At 64.0% G+C, this 20298-nt stretch carries 16 protein-coding genes; 12 read left to right on the forward strand and 4 right to left on the reverse strand.

All coding sequences use genetic code 11. From position 1 onward, the window contains the following. Positions 1 to 293: 293 nt before the first annotated feature. Both EDC35_RS08915 and EDC35_RS08920 read right to left on the reverse strand, forming a co-directional pair. The gene (locus EDC35_RS08915) at positions 294 to 1328 is read right to left on the reverse strand and encodes a response regulator (protein WP_132976901.1); all 1035 of its coding nucleotides are present in this window, start codon (positions 1326 to 1328) and stop codon (positions 294 to 296) included. 2 nt (positions 1329 to 1330) lie between these two features. Then, positions 1331 to 6628 (reverse strand): PAS domain S-box protein, encoded by a 5298-nt coding sequence (locus tag EDC35_RS08920; RefSeq protein ID WP_132976902.1) that lies wholly within the window; start codon positions 6626 to 6628, stop codon positions 1331 to 1333. Positions 6629 to 7067: 439 nt separating this feature from the next. On the opposite strand from EDC35_RS08920, the gene ccoS reads away from it, so the two are divergent. The 4 genes from ccoS to EDC35_RS08940 are packed head-to-tail and all read left to right on the forward strand — an operon-like array spanning position 7068 to position 9622. Further along, positions 7068 to 7280: a cbb3-type cytochrome oxidase assembly protein CcoS gene (gene ccoS / locus EDC35_RS08925; protein ID WP_132976903.1), complete on the forward strand. Its 213-nt coding sequence runs from the start codon at positions 7068 to 7070 to the stop codon at positions 7278 to 7280. Beyond that, the gene (locus tag EDC35_RS08930) at positions 7267 to 7701 is read left to right on the forward strand and encodes a DUF29 domain-containing protein (protein ID WP_132976904.1); all 435 of its coding nucleotides are present in this window, start codon (positions 7267 to 7269) and stop codon (positions 7699 to 7701) included. Before ccoS ends, EDC35_RS08930 begins: the two co-directional genes overlap by 14 nt. 1 nt (position 7702) lies before the next feature. After that, on the forward strand, positions 7703 to 8926 hold the full coding sequence (locus EDC35_RS08935; protein WP_132976905.1) for an efflux RND transporter periplasmic adaptor subunit: 1224 nt from the start codon (positions 7703 to 7705) through the stop codon (positions 8924 to 8926). 9 nt (positions 8927 to 8935) lie between these two features. Continuing rightward, positions 8936 to 9622: an ABC transporter ATP-binding protein gene (locus EDC35_RS08940; protein WP_132976906.1), complete on the forward strand. Its 687-nt coding sequence runs from the start codon at positions 8936 to 8938 to the stop codon at positions 9620 to 9622. Between the two features lie 201 nt (positions 9623 to 9823). On the opposite strand, the gene EDC35_RS08945 is transcribed toward EDC35_RS08940, so the two are convergent. Beyond that, positions 9824 to 10684, reverse strand: a complete 861-nt coding sequence (locus EDC35_RS08945) for an N-acetylmuramoyl-L-alanine amidase (protein WP_243651567.1) — start codon at positions 10682 to 10684, stop codon at positions 9824 to 9826. A gap of 181 nt (positions 10685 to 10865) precedes the next feature. On the opposite strand from EDC35_RS08945, the gene EDC35_RS08950 reads away from it, so the two are divergent. From EDC35_RS08950 to rimK, 3 genes are all read left to right on the forward strand, one after another. Next, positions 10866 to 11612: a cell division protein ZipA C-terminal FtsZ-binding domain-containing protein gene (locus EDC35_RS08950; RefSeq protein ID WP_132976908.1), complete on the forward strand. Its 747-nt coding sequence runs from the start codon at positions 10866 to 10868 to the stop codon at positions 11610 to 11612. Further along, positions 11609 to 13870 carry an NAD-dependent DNA ligase LigA gene (ligA, locus tag EDC35_RS08955; protein ID WP_132976909.1) on the forward strand — a complete coding sequence of 754 codons (2262 nt, stop codon included), beginning with the start codon at positions 11609 to 11611 and terminating at the stop codon, positions 13868 to 13870. The genes EDC35_RS08950 and ligA overlap by 4 nt, the downstream gene beginning before the upstream one ends. A 137-nt stretch (positions 13871 to 14007) precedes the next feature. After that, positions 14008 to 14913, forward strand: a complete 906-nt coding sequence (gene rimK, locus EDC35_RS08960; RefSeq protein WP_132976910.1) for a 30S ribosomal protein S6--L-glutamate ligase — start codon at positions 14008 to 14010, stop codon at positions 14911 to 14913. Positions 14914 to 15092: 179 nt separating this feature from the next. Here rimK and EDC35_RS18525 read toward each other — a convergent pair whose 3' ends face one another. Beyond that, positions 15093 to 15464, reverse strand: a complete 372-nt coding sequence (locus tag EDC35_RS18525; RefSeq protein WP_165903386.1) for a hypothetical protein — start codon at positions 15462 to 15464, stop codon at positions 15093 to 15095. A gap of 125 nt (positions 15465 to 15589) precedes the next feature. Between EDC35_RS18525 and EDC35_RS08970 the strand changes: the two genes are divergently transcribed. The 5 genes from EDC35_RS08970 to EDC35_RS08990 all read left to right on the forward strand — a co-directional run bounded on the left by EDC35_RS08970 (position 15590) and on the right by EDC35_RS08990 (position 20230). Further along, complete coding sequence (locus EDC35_RS08970; protein ID WP_132976912.1) at positions 15590 to 16975, forward strand: hypothetical protein; 1386 nt, start codon at positions 15590 to 15592, stop codon at positions 16973 to 16975. Positions 16976 to 16995: 20 nt separating this feature from the next. After that, entirely contained in the window at positions 16996 to 17613 is a 618-nt protein-coding gene (locus tag EDC35_RS08975; protein WP_132976913.1) for a hypothetical protein, read from the forward strand. A 353-nt stretch (positions 17614 to 17966) separates the two neighbouring features. Then, on the forward strand, positions 17967 to 18383 hold the full coding sequence (locus EDC35_RS08980) for a PaaI family thioesterase (protein ID WP_243651568.1): 417 nt from the start codon (positions 17967 to 17969) through the stop codon (positions 18381 to 18383). Between the two features lie 72 nt (positions 18384 to 18455). Next, entirely contained in the window at positions 18456 to 19226 is a 771-nt protein-coding gene (locus EDC35_RS08985; RefSeq protein WP_132977168.1) for a competence/damage-inducible protein A, read from the forward strand. After that, on the forward strand, positions 19223 to 20230 hold the full coding sequence (locus tag EDC35_RS08990) for a hypothetical protein (RefSeq protein WP_132976914.1): 1008 nt from the start codon (positions 19223 to 19225) through the stop codon (positions 20228 to 20230). The genes EDC35_RS08985 and EDC35_RS08990 overlap by 4 nt, the downstream gene beginning before the upstream one ends. Positions 20231 to 20298 lie beyond the last annotated feature (68 nt).

Here is a 20298-nt window from a genome sequence, read left to right on the forward strand (position 1 = left end):
GATCCACAAAGATCGCATACCGTGCTGGGCGCGGTTTAACGCTCGTCGATGCTGCCAAGGCCGCCCCAATCCCCAAACATCACATGCCGCACCGGGCGCGATTCAGACGTGTTGCGGAGACGCTTTGCCAAAGCGATTCGCCGGAGCCAGTTGCACCGATGCTGTTCGTTGTCGTTGTCGTCGGCTTGCGAATCTTCGATGACGACAACGAACAGAGACGGCCTCGGAACCTCTGCGCGGCTGCACGAAACAGTTACTCGCGGCAGCCAATTACCCGCTTGGGATGTGGATTTTTACGTTTTTGACTCGATGGATTGCGATACGATGGATATGTCGGCCCCGGCAATCTCGCGCGCATCCCATTCCTGCTTGATCGACAGGATGCGTGGCAGAATCTCCTCAAAGCGCCCGAACAGACGCGGGTCGAAGTGGCTCCCGCTGCTCTCGCGCATGGTCGCCATGGTGCGCTCGATCGGCCAAGCCTCTTTGTAGGGACGCTTCATGGTGAGCGCATCGAAGACATCGGCGATGGCGACGATCCGGGCGGATTCCGAGATAGCCTCGCCCACCAACCCATCCGGATAACCGCTGCCGTCCCATTTTTCGTGATGACGCAGCGCGATCTCGGCGGCCAGTTTGAAAATGGGTGCATCGTTTTTGGAAAGAATTTCGTGACCGATGCGAGTGTGCTGTTTCATCGTTTCCCATTCACGCGCATCGAGCTTTCCCGGTTTGCGCAGGATCTCGCCGGGAATGCCGATCTTGCCGGTGTCATGCATGGGCGCAGCCAGCAGCAGTTCGTCACAGGCGGCGTGCGTCCAGCCCCAGGCGCTGGCCAGTTCGCAGGCATAGGCGCCCATGCGCCAGATATGCACGCCGGTATCCGTGTCGTTGTAATGCCCCGCCATGCCCAGCATGGCGAGCGCGTCGTGATAGCTCTGCTGGAGTCGCGAGGACTGCACCAGCGAGAGATGCGTCGCGACACGGGCGCGCACGATGGGCGGGGAGAAGGGCTTGACGATGTAATCGACCGCGCCGGCCGCGAAACCGGCGGCCTCGTCACCCACGTCGGCAAGCCCGGTTGCAAAGATGACCGGAATGGAGGCGGTCGCCGGATCGGCCTTGAGGGTGCGGCAGACCTGATAGCCGTCCATGTCCGGCATCTGGATGTCGAGCAGGATGAGCGCGGGCGTGCAGCGGGCCGTCGCCGCAAGCGCCTCGGCGCCGTTGCGGGCAAAGATGAGCCGGTAGTCTCCGGCCAGGATCTGGCGCATGGCGGCCAGATTCTCCGGTTCGTCATCGACGATGAGCAGTGGCCTGTCAGGCATCTTCAATTCTCCATTTGAATGGCGAGGCGGCCGGCGAGGTCATGCACGGCTGCCGTGCCAGCGGTAACATCGAACTCAGTGATCGCCTGGCGCAGCGGGACAAGTTGCACGGCAGGCAGGTAAGCGGCCAGCGCCTCCAGCGCCGGTGCAGCGCCCGCCGGATCGAACCGCTCGAAGGCGCTCAGTGCCTCGCGGAGCAGGGAGGCGATCTGAACCTGTGGAAGGTTCAGTGAGGTCGCGGGTCGAGCGTCCGCCGGGACAACGGCGATGACATCAGGAGCATAGCGCGCAATGGAATCCAGTGCGCGTTCGAGCGCCTCCCGCAGCGGTTCGACCGAGACCGGGAGCCCCGACGCGAATTGTTTCTCCATGGCGCCGGCCTGGGCCGCGACCTCAGGCAACCCCAGGTTGCCCGCCGTTCCTTTGAGCTTGTGGGCGAACTGCCGCGCTGCGTCGGGTTCGGCGGCGGCCATGACCTGAACGCTGTCGGCATAGCTGTCCGCGAAGCGACGCAGGTAGCGGCGATAGACGTTCGGATCCTTCCAGATCTTCAGCCCCTGGTTGAGATCAATGCCGGGCAGCTCGGCGCCCTGGTCGTCGCAGGGGGGATGCTGTCGGGCCGGATCCCGCTCGTTGTGAATCAGGTCCGCCGGGACGGGCGCTGAGACGACCGGCACGGCGGGTCTCTCCCGATGGTCGTGATGTGTCCCAGGGGGCCGGATTCTGTCCGTGGCCTGAACATCGGCCGGACGTCTCGCCAGGATGCGAATCAGCGTCACCGCCTCGGCGACATCGAATGGTTTGGAGAGGAAGGCGTCCATGCCGGACTCCAGCGCGGCGGCTTCCTGATCGCGCAGCGCGTCGGCGGTCAGGGCCACGATGGGCAGTGCGGCGATCTCGGGGATCTGACGGATTAGCCGCGTCGCTGCGCGTCCATCCATGACCGGCATCTGCACGTCCATCAGCACCATGTCCACGGCGGTGGGATGGGCGCACAACCAGTCCACGGCCTCTCGGCCATCTCTGGCCAGATGGATCTCGGCACCCTCGTCGGCAAAGATGCTCTGGGCGACCTCGCGATTGATATCGCTGTCATCGACCACCAGCAGGCGCAGACCGGCCAGCCGGCGCTCGCTCGCCATCGTGACCTGGTCGAGCGGCAGACCGCCCAGCCGTCGGCGACGCTCCCTGACCACGGCGTCGTGGAAGGTCGAGGGCGTCAACGGCTGGGTCAGCACCGCATCCACCACCCGCATGTTCGGCGTCTCCAGCAGCGCCATGCTGTTGTGCGCGGCGAGCAGGAACAGCAGCGGCTGGGACGAGGCCGGCAGGGTGTGCCGGATGGCGTTGGCGATGCCCAGAACGTCCGGTCCAGGCTCGCGCCAGTCCAGCAGCACCACGGCGTCCGGTCCCTGCAGCGACCTGTCGCGCAGGACGTGACCCAGCGCCTGACGGCCCGATGCGATCTGAGTCGAGGTCCAGCCCAGCGCCGCCACCGTGGCCGCCGCGCCCTCGCGCACGACGGCATGCTCATCGACGATCAGAACCCGAATCCGCGCCAGGTCGTCGCGGCGTCTGGGGCCGGTGTCCAGGACATCGAATGTCAGATCGAACCAGAAGGTGCTGCCCTCGCCCGGCGTGCTGTCGAGTTCCAGGCGTCCGCCCATGAGCTCCACCAGACGCCGCGAGATGGCCAGTCCAAGACCCGATCCACCGAAGCGGCGCGTGGTGGAGGCATCCGCCTGGGCGAAGGGCTGGAAGAGACGCGCCTGGGCGTCGGCATCGATGCCGATGCCGGTATCCCGGATCGCAAAACGCAGACTGATGCTTGACTCGATGCGCTGGAGAATATCGATCCTGACCTCGACCACACCTCTGTCGGTGAATTTGATGGCATTGCCGGTGAGATTGATCAGGATCTGACCGAGCCGCAGCGCATCGCCGAGCAGGGTGCAGTCGAGACAGTCCGGCGGACGGATGACCAGTTCGAGCGACCTGTCGGCGGCGCTGGCCGTCATGATGGTCGCCAGATTGTCGAGCACCTCATCGAGCCGCAAGGGCGCACGCTCGATCTCGATGCGATTGGACTCGATCTTGGAGAAGTCGAGGATGTCATTGATGATGCCGAGCAGACTGCGTCCGGAGTGGTGGATCTTGCGCGCCAGCTCGCGCGCCTCCGCGTTCAGATCCTGGCGCTCCAGCAGATAGGCCAGTCCGAGCACCGCGTTCATCGGGGTGCGGATCTCATGGCTCATGTTGGCCAGGAACTCGCTCTTGGCTCGCGCCAGCCGCTCGGCCTCGGTGCGCGCGGCCATGAGTTCGGTGGTGCGCTCCTCCACCAGTTCCTCCAGATGATGACGGTGGCGCTCCAGCTCGTCTTCCGTGCGTTTGATCCGGGTGATGTCGCGTCCGATGCCGAGCACGCCGATCAGGGCGCCGGTCGTGTCATACACGGGTGTCTTGATCACCTGTACCAGTTCCCGATGACCGTCGCTGGCGAAGGTCAGCTCCTCCTCGTTGAGCCATGGACCGTCAGCGGCGATGGCATCGAGATCATTGGCACGGAAGGTGTCGGCCAGCGCGCGGGGCGCGAAATCGTAGTCGGTCTTGCCGATGACCTGTGCCTCCGGCGCGCCAAGCAGGTCTTCAAACCGAGCGTTGCAAATCATGAACATGCCTTGCGGGTTCTTCAACCACACCAGATCCGGGATGCTGCGGACCAGGGTTCGGAGCAGTTCCCGGCTGTCACGCAGCGCGATCTCGGCCTGCCGTTTGTCGGTCACGTCACGGTCCAGACCCCGATAGCCCAACAGCTCGCCAGTGGCGTTCAGAATGGGCATGCCGGTGGTATGGATGTGGAGCAGAGACCCGTCCCGATGCCGGTTGATGTTCTCCAGATCGCGGAAGGACACGCGGCGGGCGACGATGTCGTCAAACACCGCCGCCACCCGCTCCGCCTCTGCCGGGGGCATCAGCTCAAGAGGCGAGCGGCCGAGCAACTCCTCGGGGGTGTAGCCGAGCACATTCACCACGCTTTCCGAGACATAGGTGTAACACCCCTGGGGATCCACCTCCCACACCCAGTCGGCGGAGGCATCGACGATGTCCTGGAAACGCTGGCGGCTCGTGCGCAGATCCATCTCAGCCTCTTTGCGCGCGGTGACGTCCTGCACCGTGCCGCGCAACAGGATCACCTGGCCTGTGGCATCGCGCACGGGTTCGCCACGCGCCGTGATCCAGCGATGGCTTCCGTCCGGGCGCACCACCTCGGCGTCGCACTGATAGGCTTTGCCCTCGGACAGTGCCGTCTCCACCGCCTGCGTCAGGCCGGCCCAGCTCTCCGGGGTGAAATACTCTGCGACCTCCGGGTATCTGGCTGGAGGCAGCGCGGGATCGCGGCCATAGAACCGGTAGATCTCCTCCGACCAGGTATGGCGATCCGTGCGTGCGTCCCACTCCCAGTGCCCAAGGCCGGCGATCCGCTGCGCCTCGCGCAGTCGCGCCTCGCTCTCGCGCCGCGCGGCGACGGCCGCGAGACGGGCGCTGATGTCCAGGGCGTAGACGATGCGCGTTGCGGGGCGACCGTCTTCCGTATGGGTCACGGTCACGTCCAGCAGCACCGGAAAACGCTCGCCGTCTTTGCAAAGGTGCTCGGCCTCGAAGACGTGATGTCCTTTCGCGTCCGCTTCCCGTATCTGGCTCAAGGTCTCGTCCAGCCGATCCGCCGGAAACAGTGAAGCGACGGGCATGTCCGTCATGTCCTCCGGGCGATAGCCGCGCCGCTTCGCGAAGGCCGGATTGACGGCCAGCAGCCGCTGTCGGATCGCATCGCCCAGCGCCAGATTCAGTTCGGCTTTTTCAAAGGCGTCGTTCCAGAGCGCGAGCCGTGACTCCGCCGCCTTGCGCGCTGAGATGTCCTCGATCACGGAGATGAAGTAGTCAGGCGCACCGTCGTCCTGGCGGACCAGGGCAACGGTGAGATGGACCCATGCCAGACTGGCGTCCTTGCGGATGTATCGCTTGTCCAGGGCATAGGTTTCGATCTCCCCGGCGAGCAGACGGCCCACCAGATCCAGATCGCGACCCAGATCCTCGGGATGGGTGATGTCCTGAAAGGTTTTATCGAGCAGTTCGGTCTCGGCGTAACCGAGCAGCTCGCAGAACCGGCGGTTGATGCGCAGCCAGCGGCCATCCGGGGCGACCAGGGCGATGCCCACGGCCGCCTGCTCGAAGGTGGCGAGGAAACGCCGTTCGCTCGCGTGAAGCCGCTCAAGGGCGTCCAGTCGCTCGCTCTGGGCCGCGTGGGTGGCGGTCGCCAGTGCGAGTTGCTGACGATGACGCAGCAAAAGCGATCCAGCGAAAAAAATGACCAGCATGAGTCCGCCAACCAGTCCGATCAGCAGGATTTTCGGCACGGCCAGGGCGCGGATCTCCGCCTGATCCAGCTTGGCGATCATGAACCAGTCGGTTCCGGGGATGGCTTCCGCCACGCCCAGAACCGGAACGCCCCGATAATCGACCCCTTTGATCAGGTCGCCCGCCCCCACCTCGCCGCGCAGCCATTGCGCGGCCAGCAGGCGCTCGCTGGAAACCGGCAGCCGCAGCCGCAGCACGGCATTGGGCAGATGACGCAGGGGACAGAGATAGAGCACCTGATCGCCATCGCGGCGGAAGAGGAAGGTCTCGCCGCTGTCGCTGAGAATCGGCCAGGCGCGCAGGGTCGGGCACAGCCAGTCCTCGGCATCGCTGTGCAGCACCACCAGGGGTGATCGGCCCTCATCCGCGAGTGGGACCACATGGTCGAGATGGATCTGTCCAAGATCGTCCAGATAGGGTCCAATCCGCTGGATGCGGTTGGTCGTCGCACTGGCGGCGAGCGCCCGCGCCAGCTCGGGGTCAAGGTGCTGAGGCATGTTTTCGGTACCCCAGACGCGCCTTCCGTCGGGGTCATGGAGATAGACCGCTCCGATGTCGCGCTTGACGGTCAGCCGCGCGAGTCGCGCCTGCGCCTGTTGAGCAGCGGCGAGATCGCCCTGATCGAGCCAGCGCCGGTATTCATCCAGCAGGGTGGGGCTGAGACGGACCATCTCGGCATCGTCCTGACGCTCACGCAGCCAGTCGGCGATCTGGCGTGTTTGCAGATCGACAATGGCTTGCAGACGGGCGCCCTCCTGGTCCTGTTTTTCATTCAGAACATAGAGAATGCCTGAACCGCACAGGGTGAGGATGATGAGTGTAACCAGCAGCGCCAGCAAAAAGGGTTGCCAATCGGGACGCGAGCGAGCGGCGGGGGCGTTCACCGTGTTCCCCGCAAGGCGGCGAACGCCTGGTCAATGCGGGCGTGCTGGATTGTGGAAGGGAAAGGCCGCCCAGCGGGTTCTAAGGAAAGCGGGTTGAGTGGCACCGGGAAACGACCAGTGTTGAAACTGGATCGCCGGATTCGTCCCGGAAGCAGCTCAAAGATCTGTCGCAGGATAACCATCTCAGCAAAGTCCATCTTGGGGGATGATATGTCTTTGAGGAAAGTCTGACCTATGCGGGTTTTCCTTCCGCTTGTCAAGCCGTGAGTGGACGAGATATCGCCGGTTCATCTGCAAATGCCGGATCTGCGCCATGTGCCGAATCGATACGCTGGCCGGGAAGAACCGCGCCTTGATTTTCCGGCTCACATGATCTTGTTCAGTGTCGCGGTTTCTGTCTAAATCCGGTTCGATGTTTTATTGATGAGATTGCGATGCGATGGATGTGATCTACGGTCTGATTCCTGGCATGCTGTTTCTGGGTCTGGCGACGGTCGCGGTGCTCTTCTGGGCGGCGCGCACCGGTCAGTTCGAGGATCTCGACGGCGACGGGCGACGCATCCTGATGGACGAGGACGAAATCGATCCGCCTGCGCCGCCCGCTGCCGGGGCGGATCCGGCCAAACTGGAGAAATCGCATGCAGACTTATGATCTCGACATCGTCGCCTGGGCAAACGAACAGGCCCGGCTGCTGCGCGCCGGACGTTTCGATCTTCTGGATATCGAGCATCTCGCCGGGGAGATTGAGGACGTGGGAAAAAGCGAACAGCGCGAACTGGCGGCCAGAATGGCTGTGCTCCTGACCCATCTGCTCAAGTGGGCGCATCAGCCGCAACGGCGCGGCGCGAGTTGGGAGTGCACCATTCGCGAACAGCGCCGTGCCCTGGCGCGGCGTCTCCAGAAAACACCGAGCCTGCGTGGCTGTCTCACCGATCCCGACTGGTGGAGCGACACCTGGCTCGATGCCAGAACGGATGCGGCGAAAGAAACCGGGATGGGGTTCGATGTCTTTCCGTCGGTCTGTCCCTGGACCGCGTCAGAGGTGCTTGAAGACGACTGGTTGCCACATTGACATGCCTCCATCGGATCTCCTGAACGAACTGCGCCTTGATCGCGCCGCCCGCGAGGACGACGGGCGGCGCTGGCCGTGGCGGCTGCTGGTGGCCCTGATCGTCAGCGGGCTGGCGGTCGGCGGCTACTTCGCCCTGTCCAACCGGGCGGTGACGGTCGAGCTTGCCATCGCCGAAGCGCCGGGCGCGGGACCGCTGACGGTGCTGGACGCCACCGGCTATGTGATCGCGCGGCGTCAGGCCACGGTGTCGAGCAAGATCTCGGGCAAGCTCGCCGAAGTGCTGATCGAGGAGGGCGTGCAGGTCACGGCGGGGCAGGTGCTGGCGCGTCTCGACGACACGGATGCCAGCGCGCAGCTCGATCTGATGCAGGCGCGCCTGTCGGCGGCCCGCGCCCAGCTTGCGCAGATCCAGGTCAGACTGGAGCAGGCCAGACGCGATCTCGGGCGGCAGGAAGGGCTGGCGCCGCGCAAGCTGACCTCTGACGAATCGCTGGAGAACGCCCGCACCCAGGTCGAGATCCAGACCGCGCTGCTGGCGGCGCAGCGCAGTCAGGTCGAGGTGGCGGAGGCCGAGCTGCGGATTGCGCAGGTGGACCATGACAACACGGTGATTCGCGCCCCGTTCACCGGCATGGTCGTCGCCAAGGCGGCCCAGCCCGGTGAGATCGTCTCGCCCATGTCAGCCGGCGGCGGCTTCACCCGCACCGGCATCGGCACCATCGTCGATATGGATTCGCTGGAGATCGAGGTCGATGTCAACGAATCCTTCATCAATCGGGTGCAGCCGGGGCAGCCGGTCCAGGCCATTCTGGACGCCTATCCCGAGTGGCAGATTCCCGCCTCGGTGATCGCCATCATCCCGACCGCCGACCGCAGCAAGGCGACCGTCAAGGTGCGGATCGCGATCGATCAGAAGGATCCGCGTTTGCTCCCCGAGATGGGTGTGCGCGTGTCCTTTCTCGCCGAAACGCCGACCGGCGCGGAGCCGACGGCGGCGGTGCTGGTGCCGGCGAGCGCCATCGTCGAGCGCGAAACGGGCGCTGTGGTGCTGGTTCTGGATGGCGAGCATGTGCGCGAGCGCGTCATCACGCCGGGCGAGACACGCGGCGAGCGGCGACTGATCGAGCAGGGGCTGACGGCAGGCGAGCGGGTGGTGCGCGATCCGCCGCCGGAACTCATCGACGGCACGCGCGTGGTCGCCCGTGACGGAACCGCGACACCTTAGAGTGAAGCGATGACAGATCCAACCGCGCCGCTGGTCACCATCCGGGGCTTGAGCAAGGTCTACGAACGTGGCCGACAGCGGGTCGAGGTGCTGCATCATGTCGATCTGGACATCGCGGCAGGCGATTTCCTCGCCCTGATGGGGCCGTCCGGCTCCGGCAAGAGCACCCTGCTCAATCTGATCGCCGGTCTGGATCTGCCCACCGAGGGCGCACTGAGTGTCGCCGGCCAGCGCATCGACCGTCTGTCAGCCACCGAACTGGCCCGCTGGCGCGCGGCCCATGTCGGTTTCGTCTTCCAGTTCTATAACCTGCTGCCAGCGCTGTCGGCGCAGAAGAATGTCGAGCTGCCGCTGCTGCTGACCCGACTCTCAGCCGCCCGCCGTCGCCGTCATGCCGCGATTGCACTGGAGCTGGTCGGGCTCAGTGACCGCGCCAGCCACAAGCCCGCCGAACTCTCCGGCGGCCAGCAGCAGCGGGTCGCCATCGCCCGCGCCATCGTTTCGGATCCGACCCTGCTGGTCTGCGACGAGCCGACCGGCGATCTCGACCGTCACGCGGCGGAAGAGGTGCTGACCCTGCTGCAACGGCTCAACCGCGACTATGGCAAGACCCTGATCATGGTCACGCATGACCCCAAGGCCGCCGAATTCGCACAGCGCACCCTGCATCTGGACAAGGGGACGCTGGTGACATAGCGCTGGGTTTTGACACTGTCCCCCGAGGCTGTTCGTTGTCGTAATCGAAGATTCGCAAGTCGATGGCGATTACGACAACGACAACGAATATGGTCGGAGATGGTCTCGGAATCTCTGCACTGCGGCACTCGGCAGCAACTCGCGGCAGCCAATTGACCTCTTTGGGTTTAACCCAAAGCCACCCGCTTTGCGGGTGGCTTTTTACTTCTCTCCAGTCAAAGAGCCGTCGCCCGTCGCCCTTCTGAGCGCCCTGATCTCGGCTCGCAGCTCGGTCTCACGCCGCAACAGTTGGCTGATCGCCTCTTGGATCGATCCCCGGCGGTCGTCTTCCGCTTGCGCCACCGGATCTGCGACCGGCGGACTGGAGGCGCGCCGGGGTCGGTTCCGGCCAAGCGCGTTGCGGGCGTCGTCCAGATCCCGCTCGATGGCCTGGAGCGCCGCGCGCAGTTCGGCTTCGCGCCGATCCAGTTGCGCCCTCTGCTCCGGCTTGGGCGTGACCGCCCGCTGTTTCAACTGGCGTTGCAGCGCGGTCCAGGGAAACGCAGGGCCGGGATCCTGTTTGCGCTTGATCTGTTTGCCGTTGCAGGTCAGAGAGGAATCGTCCAGCTCCGCATGCGTCCTGATGTCGGACCCAGTCAGGCCATAACGATCCAGAATGTCGCGCAGCAGGGATGTCAGGGCGGCGATCTGAGCGTCGGCAAAGGGATCCTGTCCGTCCCCATCGTTGATCAGTTCGATCCCGATCGAATCCGCATTCTGACCGCGTGTATGATAGGCGACCATGGATTCGGGGACCATGCGCACCACCTCGCCGTCCCGACCGATGATGTAATGGATGCTGATCCGTCCCTGATGGCGCAGAAAATGCCCCACGATTCCATCCAGTGTGTCGCCGCGAAAGCGGCGTAACGGGTCACAGTCCGGCCCGCCCGTGGCATGAATCACCACCTGCCGCACCGTCTGCTCCCGCTGTGGTCCCTGTACCGGGACATCGCGGGTGGCGGCTTCCGCGTTGATGCTGCATGACAGCAACAGGCACCGCAGCAGAAAAGGGGAAGACATCCGCATTGCGCTCGCCGACATATTGGTGGGCAATTGGTGGGCAATCAGATTCGTCCGTTCGCGGACCCCGCCTCCAGCCGAATTTATCCGTGACCGGGTTGATCCTAAGGATACAGCCTCGACCAGCGTTGCTATACTCCCGCACTCCTGATTTCAAACCCATGCTGCAACCAGAACTCGAATGGACGCCAATACGATTCGCCTTATCCTGATTGTCGTTGGAGCGCTGCTGATCCTGCTGCTCTACCTGTGGGAGCGTCATCGCGAGAAGGCCGAGGAGGCTGGTGCGGATGAGTTCGATGAGGAAGCCGGATTTGCGGATGATGACGAAGAGGATTCGCCCTATGGCGTGCGCACCGACAAACGGGAGCCACGCCTCGGCGCGCTGACCGACGCGGACGAGTCGCCAAAGGCCGCCAAACCGTCCGTCGCCGAGTCCAAGGAAGACGCGCCGCCACCCAGACCCCGATCAGCCGCCCCTGCCGAGGCGCCACTCGAACCACTGTTGATCCAGGTCAGCGTCAGTGCCCGCCGCGCTCATTTCAAGGGGGCCGAACTGCTGGATGTGGCCGAGACCTGCGGCCTGCATCCGGGCGACATGGACATCTTCCACTGTCTCGACGAATTCGAAGACGAGACCCGCATCTATTTCAGCATGGCCAACATGGTCAAGCCCGGCACCTTCCCCTTCGATGACATGGACGACTTCACGACGCCCGGACTCATGCTGTTCGCGCAGCTCGAAGGCGACCCGGAAGACATGACCATTCTGGAGGAAATGATCGCCGCTGCGCGCAAGCTGGCTGTCGCGCTCAATGGTGATGTGCTCGACGACGCCCGGCGTCCGCTGACGGTCAATCACGAAGAGGCGATGCGCAAGGCTGTGCTCGCCAACGAACGCCGCTGGGCGCAGGCCTATCCTCAATGACGACCCCGGACGAGGCAGGGCGGCGGGTCGAGTTGCTGCGCGCCGACATCCGCCATCACAATCACCGCTATTACGTCCTCGACGATCCCGAGATTCCGGACGCTGACTACGACCGTCTGGTGCGCGAACTCCAGGCGCTGGAATCCGATTTCCCCGATCTGGTGACACCTGATTCGCCGACGCAGCGGGTCGGCGCCGCGCCGCGTCCGGACTTCGCGGCGGTGCGCCATACCGTCCCCATGATCTCGCTCGATAACGCCATGAGCGACGCTGAACTGGCCGATTTCGACCGCAAAACCCAGGCGGCACTCCAGACAACGGATTCCGTTCTCTACACCGCCGAGCCCAAGCTCGACGGTCTGGCGGTCAGCATCCGTTACGAGCGGGGTCGGCTGATGCAGGCCGCCACGCGCGGCGACGGCGCCACCGGCGAGGATGTGACCCACAACGTCCGCACCATTCAGAGCGTGCCGCTGTGTCTGTTTGGCGACGACTGGCCGGCGGTGCTGGAGGTGCGTGGCGAGGTCTATATGACCCGCACCGGCTTCGCCCGACTGAATGACGCCATGCAGCGTGCTGGTGACAAGCCCTTTGCCAATCCGCGCAATGCCGCAGCTGGCAGTCTGCGTCAGCTCGATCCGCGCATCACCGCCAGCCGTCCGCTGGCCTTCTGCTGCTATGGCTGGGGCGATCTCTCCGCGCCGCCCGCTGCCAGCCAGTTCGCCATGCTGCAACGGCTCGCCGCCTGGGGGATTCCTATCTCGCGCGAGCTGCGTCAGGTCGCGGGGCTGGAGGCGTGTCGCGCCTATTTCGAGGATCTGGGCCGCCGTCGCGATACGCTGGATTACGACATCGACGGTGTGGTGTTCAAGCTCGACCGGCTTGCCGATCAGGAGCGGCTGGGTGCGACCAGCCATCATCCGCGCTGGGCCATCGCCCGCAAGTTTCCCGCACAGGAAGCACTGACCCTGGTCGAGGCGGTGGAATTTCAGGTCGGACGCACCGGCGCGGTGACGCCTGTGGCGCGATTGCAGCCGGTACAGGTCGGCGGTGTGACCGTCGCCAACGCGACGCTGCACAACCTGGACGAGGTGCGCCGCAAGGATGTGCGGATCGGCGATACCGTGGTTGTGCGCCGCGCCGGTGATGTCATCCCGGAGGTGGCGCGGGTGGTCGTCGAACGCCGCCCGGCGGATGCGCGTGTCGTCGAACTGCCGGCGCAATGCCCGGTATGCGGTTCCGATGTCATCCGTCCCGAGGGCGAGGCGGTCGCCCGCTGCTCGGGCGGGCTTTATTGTCCCGCGCAGCGCAAGGAGTCGATCAGGCATTTCGCCTCACGACGTGCGATGGACATCGAGGGTCTGGGCGACAGGCTCATCGAACAACTGGTCGATCTCGACTGGGTGCGCGAGCCGGCGGATCTCTATCGTCTGTCGCTGGAACAGCTCGCCGGGCTGGAGCGCATGGGCGAGAAGTCCGCCGCCAATCTGCTGGCGGCACTGGAGCGCAGCAAGGACACCACGCTGGCGCGCTTCATCTTCGCGCTCGGAATTCGCGAGGTCGGCGAGTCAACCGCCCAGGCACTGGCGGCCCGTTTCGACGGCATTGAGGCGCTGATGCAGGCCCGCGTGACCGACTTCGTGTGCGAGCGGGGTGTCAAGGGCATCGGACGCGAAACGGCGACCGCGCTGCATCGCTTTCTGTCCGAGCGCCCGGATCTCGATGTCAAAGGCGAGCTGGCCGACTGGCTGGCGGGGCAGGGGATTCGCGGTCTGACCGCTAGTCGTGCCGGGTTGCTGGCGCAGCGATTCACGACGCTTGAGGCGCTGCGCGCGGCTGAACTGGAAGACCTCTATGCCAACAGCAGCCGGCTGGTCGAAGGCGTGGGGCCGGTGGTTGCTGCGCATCTGGCCGCGTTTTTTGCCCAGCCGCACAATCGCGAGGCCATCGGACGCCTGCTCGCGGTGGGCGTGCACTGGCCCGAGACGCCAGCCGCCGCGCCGCCGAAAGCCGAACAGCCGCTGGCTGGCAAGACCCTCGTCATCACCGGCACCCTGAGCCAACCGCGCGACGCCATCAAAGACTGGCTGCAAAGGCAGGGGGCGAAAGTCACTGGCAGTCTCTCGCGCAACACCCATTATCTGCTGGCCGGCGAGTCGCCCGGCTCCAAGCTCGAACAGGCGCGGTCGCTCGGCGTTGAGGTTATCGACGAGGCCGGTCTGGCGGCGCTGCTGGGTCGGGAGTCCCCCAGTGTTTGACGACATGAGCCCTGGCTGTCGGGTGTGAAGCCTGACATCAGGCTCAAGTCTGTTTTGGCGCCGGGACGCTGAAAGCTGGAGGCCGGGAGCGGGAACCCGTATCATCCGCCCCCGATCCGCAGTCATTCGGCCCTACGATGAGAATCGCCATCCTTTCGCGCAATCCGTCGCTTTTTTCCACTCGCCGCCTGGTGGAGGCCGCGCGCGCGCGCGGACATGAGACCAAGGTCATCGATGTCCTGCGCTGTTATATGAACATCACCTCCCACGCGCCTTCGATGCATTATCGGGGCGAGGAGCTCAATGATTTCGATGCGGTGATTCCGCGTATCGGCGCCTCAGTGACCTTCTATGGCACGGCGGTGCTGCGTCAGTTCGAGATGCTGGGGGTCTATCCGCTGAATGAGTCGGTCGCCATCACGCGCGCCCGTGACAAGCTCCGCTCGCTGCAACTCCTCTCACGCAAAGGAATCGGACTGCCGATCACCGGCTTCGCCCATGCGCCGGACGATGTGGAAGACCTGATCAAGATGGTTGGCGGTGCGCCACTGGTCATCAAGCTGCTGGAAGGCACGCAGGGCATCGGCGTGGTGCTGGCGGAGACACAGAAGGCCGCCGAGAGCGTGATCGAGGCCTTCATGGGACTCAAGGTCAACATTCTGGTGCAGGAATACATCAGGGAGGCCAACGGCGCGGATATCCGCTGTTTCGTCATCGGCGACAGAGTGGTCGCGAGCATGAAGCGTCAGGCCAAAGAGGGAGAGTTCCGCTCCAATCTGCATCGTGGCGGCACCGCCACACTGATCCGCATCACCCCGGAAGAACGGTCCACCGCGACGCGCGCGGCCAGAATCATGGGGCTCAATGTGGCCGGCGTGGACATCCTGCGCTCCAATCACGGGCCGGTGGTGATGGAGGTCAATTCGTCACCGGGACTGGAAGGAATCGAACGGGCGACTGGAAAAGACGTGGCCGCCCTCATGATCGAATTCATTGAGAAGAATGCCGTGCTTGGCAAGACGCGCACACGGGGTCAGGGATAGCCGTTCATGCCGGACCCGACTGACGCGGAAAGCCGGCGCTTTCTCTCGCTTCCCGTCTTGAGCATCATCCGACTGAGGTGTTCCGGCGGGATCGGGCCTCATCCTTGCCTTTGTCTCTGGAGTCCACCATGTCCACCGGTTTCGTCCTCGTTCTCCTGAGGGAGATTCGCGAAAGCATTCTAAAACTGCGACAGGAGTTCAATGAACGCCAGGATCAGACCAACGCGCATCAGGCTCAGGTCGATGAACGCCTGAGCCGGCTTGATGAGCATCTGCATCGAACCGCTGGCGAGCAGAGACGGGTGGCAGGCGAAGAGGGGAGCGATGCCGGATCCAGTCCAGCCGACGACCGTCTCGCGCGACTCGATGAACGACTCGATCAGACCCTTGTGAGTCTCGGGCGCGTTGAGAGCGATCTTCACGAACTGCGGAAATACATACGCCAGATCGCGCTGAATCAGGCCAAGCATGAACACCTGCACACGCAGGGCGTTGAAGCAGTCGATCAGGATGTGCGCGCGCTCAAGGAGGAGCTCCGCCGACTCAAGCAAGGGCTTTAGCCGGCCCCGTCGGTCAGGTATTTGCGTCGATACCTGGACGTGCAGGCTTAAAAGGCACTCGGGTTAGGATCCGCGATCCGCTATCATGCGCCTTTCCCGTTCGAGACCGCGAAACCTTGAAGCTGCTGCGTCGCCTATCCCTCACACTCAATGTTTCGCCCTCCCTGCGTGCGCGTTCGAGCGTCCTCAGCAAGACGGCGCGACGCTGGCTGTGGCTCTTTCTTCTGTTCTGTCTGGTCGGATGCAGTGGCGTACAGCCGCTTGCCGAAGGACGAGCGGCGGTTGACGACCGGCACCAGCGTCCGCCGACCGCCGCCTGGCAATCCGGCGAAGGGTCTGCTGACGGCAGGCTGTCCGGCAATGGCAAGGCCTTGTCCGAAGGTACCGAACCGGCCACCGTGCTCTATTCTCAGAATCCGCTGCCATTGCGACGCGAGGTCGCAACCGCCTGCGCCAGATCGCGCGCGGCCAATGATCGCCGCTTTTTAAGATCGCTGGTGGCCGATCTCTATTTCTCCGGGGTCGATCCGGCGGTGGCAACCGAGGCGCTGCTGCTGGGCGAGTGCGGAACCCTTCCTGAGATCCTGACTGAAATGGTTGCGCAGGGTGGCCCGGCGAGTGGCGACGCCGTCAGCGCCCGTGCCCGCGCCGTGGCCGGTCCTGGCTCCGCACGCCGGATCGATGCAGCGGTAACGGCGGGTCTGGCCCGCTATGCCAGCAAGCCGGATGCGGAGACTGTCCCGGTGTCGGATCCACCACCGGCTTACGGGATGCTCTATTTCCCATCGGTGGGCGAGGGGGCGCGAATCGATACCTCAATGGCCCTGAACCAGCTCTATGAAAATGGCATTCCCGGCTATGGGATCTATACCTTCGTGCTCCCTGGTCGTGGACTGCCCCCAGCGTCGGGTGCCTCCGCCGCGCGCCTGCGCGAACTTCTGCGGATCATCGAGACCTATGTTGCCACCACCGAGAACGAAGGCGATGGCCCGAGTGCCGAGGCCCATGCCTTTCTGATCCCGGTCAACGCCGCGAAACTGGACGAGCCTCTGATCGACCAGATCGCCGTCGATCTGTCGCGGCATATGCACCGTCAGTTCAGCCAGAGCCTGCGTCTGGAAGGTCAGGCCAGACTGGCGGCGCATCTGGAAAAAGGTGACGGCCCCTTTCTGATCACGACCCTGGAGCCGCGTCTCCTGTCGAGCGATCCGTCCGCATTCCGGCTGGTGGCGGATCTGTCCCGGCTCGGCCCCGAACACCTGTATGGCATCGTCGATGCCTATGATCGTCCGATTCCGTCTGGCGCGAGCGGTCGCCCCGAGAGTCTCAGGCTCATCCGCGAGCGTCTGCTGAATTTGCCCCTGCTGCCTGCTGACGCGCTTGATAACAGGGGCGAACAGCCAAACTGGCTCTTCAGCCTCGGGCAGATCGGCGACAGATCAACCGTGCGGCGTCAGCGCGTCACTGAGCTGGCGCGGCAGATCGAGCAAACGAACATCTGACAGAGCAATCCAATTCAGCCATGAACATCATTCCCTTTGGTCTCGGCAGTCTCATCCGTTTGTTGATCGGCATCTTTCTCCTCCAGGGCGTGACCGTGCTCCTGGTCTATACCGCGATTCAGACCGACTGGCTGACCACCTGGCCGCTGTTTGCGCTGCTTGGCGGCGCCATCGGCTTTCTGGTCGCGCTCTGGTTCAACACCATCGTCAGCGCCGACCGGCATCGCGCCGTCTCCCGGCTCAGCGAGCGTTATTCCAAGGAGCGCGAAAAGATCCGGGTCAAGGCCGAGCAGCAGCGGGCCAAGGACGGGCGTTCCAACGAACGGCTCGCGGCCAAGGCGCGCAGCCGCTCCTCGGCGGGCGTGAGCCTCAAGACCGGGGTGGTCGTCGGCGGCACGGTCGGGCTGGGTGTCGCCATGATGGTGGCCCAGTTCATGACCCTGGGGCTGGTCACGCTGACCGCTGCTGGTGGCGCGGCGCTGGGCTATACGGTGCGGATGCGTCAGGAAAAACTGATCGCCGCCAAACGTCTGGCCGCCGAGGAGCGAGAATATCGGGCGCTTGAAGTCGAGCAGCCGGCGCGCATCCTGCCACGTCGCAGGCCCAAAGAGATTGCTCAGGATGACAGCGTTTCTTAGCAGTCGTCCGTCGTCAAATCAGGTTCGCGCCCTGACGAATGTAAAATTTTTAGACAGGATTGACACGATTTACAATGATTTAAAAAATCCTGTTAAACCGCGTCCAGCGCGATATGCGTAATTTTCATTTTGTGTTTAGCTTTGGAGATGTCATCGACCTCAGTGGAGGCGCGGTTTAAAATTTTATATTTTTTAATATCTTAAACCGCGCCAGCTCTAACGGTCGTCGATGCTGCTAAGGCCGCCCCAATCCCCAAACATCACATACCGCACCGGGCGCGGTTTAATCCTGTCAAAAATATTCTTCAGCCATGCACCAGCAACTGCCAACTGCCCAATTAAGCCCAAATCCAATGATGTCTCCCACTGAACTCCATGATTTTTTCCGCAACGACCGTTTTGCCGAGCATGTCGGGATCGAACTGCTGGAGGCCGCCCCCGGTCGTGCCCGCGCCCGGCTGGTGATCGATGACCGGCATCTGAACGCGGTTGGTGTCGCGCACGGCGCGGCGATCTTCAGTCTGGCCGATCTGGTCTTTGCCGTGGCGTCCAACTCGCATGGCACCGTGGCGCTCGGGGTGAATGTCTCGGTCTCCTTCATGAAGGCGGCGCGACGCGGCGCCCTGACTGCCGAGGCGGAAGAGGTCTCCATCAATCCGAAACTCGCCACCTATCTGATCCGCGTCCTCGACGAAGACGAGACCCTGATTGCGCTGATGCAAGGGACCGTCTACCGCAAGCGGGATGCGCTCAGGGAGCATTTGCCTTGAATCAGGCGGTTTGAACCGCAAAGGCACAAAGGACGCAAAGAAAAGGTTCATCTGCTCTTTTGGAGATCCATGATGCGTGACGACCCTGAATGCTCCCCTGTCAGCTTTGGTCTGATCGTCATTGGCGACGAGGTGCTCAATGGCGGGCGGACCGATCTCCATCTGACGACATTCAAGCGCCTGATCGGCGAGCGCGGTCATGATCTGGCCTGGCACTGGATGCTCCCGGACGACCCGGACGTGCTGACCGCGCATCTGCGTTTTTCGATGGGACGACCGGAGCCGGTCTTTGTCTGTGGCGGCATCGGTGCCACGCCGGATGATCACACCCGCGCCTGCGCGGCAGCGGCGGCGCATGTGGCGCTGGTCCGTCATCCTGAAGCCGCGCAACTGATCGCGGATCGATTTGGCGCCGAGGCCTATCCCCATCGCATCCTGATGGCCGACCTGCCGGAGGGGGCCGATCTGATTCCCAACCCGGTCAACCGGGTGCCGGGGTTTGCGCTGGCGCGACACTGCTTTCTGCCCGGTTTTCCCAAGATGGCCTGGCCGATGGCCGAATGGGTGCTGGAACAGCGGTTCGGTCATGGCGAACGTCTGCATGAGGCCGCCGTCGAGGTGCGCGGCGTCTCGGAGAGCCAACTGATTCTGCCGATGCGGCGTCTGGGCGGGGATTTCCCCGCGCTCAAGCTGTTCAGTCTGCCGCACATGGACGAGGATCCGCATATCCTGCTCGGCTTCCGTGGCCGGGGCGATCTGACCGAGGCGATGGACGCCCTGTGCCGCGAACTCGACCGCGAGGGGATTGGCTATACGCCGCCTGCCCTGGAGCGGCCCCGATGAAACTCTTCCAATCCATCTTCGGCGGTGGCGAATCGCGCGGTCGCTATCCTGAGTCACTCATCGAGCTGGCCATCGAGCGCGCCGTCGATGGTACGGACTCGCGGCTGCGTCTGCTGCCTGGCTATCGCAAACGGCTGCGCGAGCCGGTGATTGCCGCCATTGATCATGTGGTCGCGCTGGTGGACGCCATTCAGGAGCCGCTACCGGCAGGTGCGCGCGATCACAGTGTCGAGCCGCGTCTGGGGGCGGTCTTTGCTTCCGCCGGGGACATGCTGGCGATGTTTGGACGCGACGAGGCGCTATCGACCTTTCGGTCAAGTCCGGAGGGACGGGGTGCCGAGCGCGTGACTGCCCTGCTGCTGACCGAGCGGCGTGAGCGCACCATTTTCGGCATGGATCTGGTCGGCGATCAGGTGCGGCAGGATGTGCAGCAGGTAGCGGTCAGTTTCACCGCGCACCGGTTGCTGGATCCGACCACCAGCGAGGCGGAGACCCGTCGTCTGTTGAAGCGCCGCGCCTTCGACCATCTGCTGACCCTGGCGCTGACCCGGATCGCCGAGGTGCGCGAGGAGCGAGCCGATCTGACCCGTCAGCGCGATCTGCTGCGGCGCAAGCTGAACGCGCTCGAACATGGCGGCTGGAGCTTTGCGGCAGCGGATGCGGATCACCCGGATGCAGCGGCATTGGAAGCCGAACTCGACCGCATCATGGAGCAATTGAACGAACTGGGCGTTGATCAGGGCGTGCTCGATGCACATCTCGACATCGTCGTCGAGTTGCTCGACGATGCCCCGCGCCAAATCTGGGCCGAGCCCATCACACTCGTTCTCGACGCCATGAACATCCAGCGCGATGCGCGTGATCCAGCCGCGCGTTGCATCGATCTCTGGGAACTGCGGAATGCCCTGGGTCGGCGGGCCGTCATGCTGCCACTGACCATCGTGCCCGGCGATCTGCCCGAGCGCGAGGATCTGGTGACGGCGGCGCTGCGTTATCTGCAATGATCGCCCCGATCCGGCCCGGTCGGTGCTCCGTCGATGTGCATTTTTTGACAGGATTAACTCTTAAATTG

The organism is Thiobaca trueperi, assembly GCF_004342175.1.
Classification (GTDB): domain Bacteria; phylum Pseudomonadota; class Gammaproteobacteria; order Chromatiales; family Chromatiaceae; genus Thiobaca; species Thiobaca trueperi.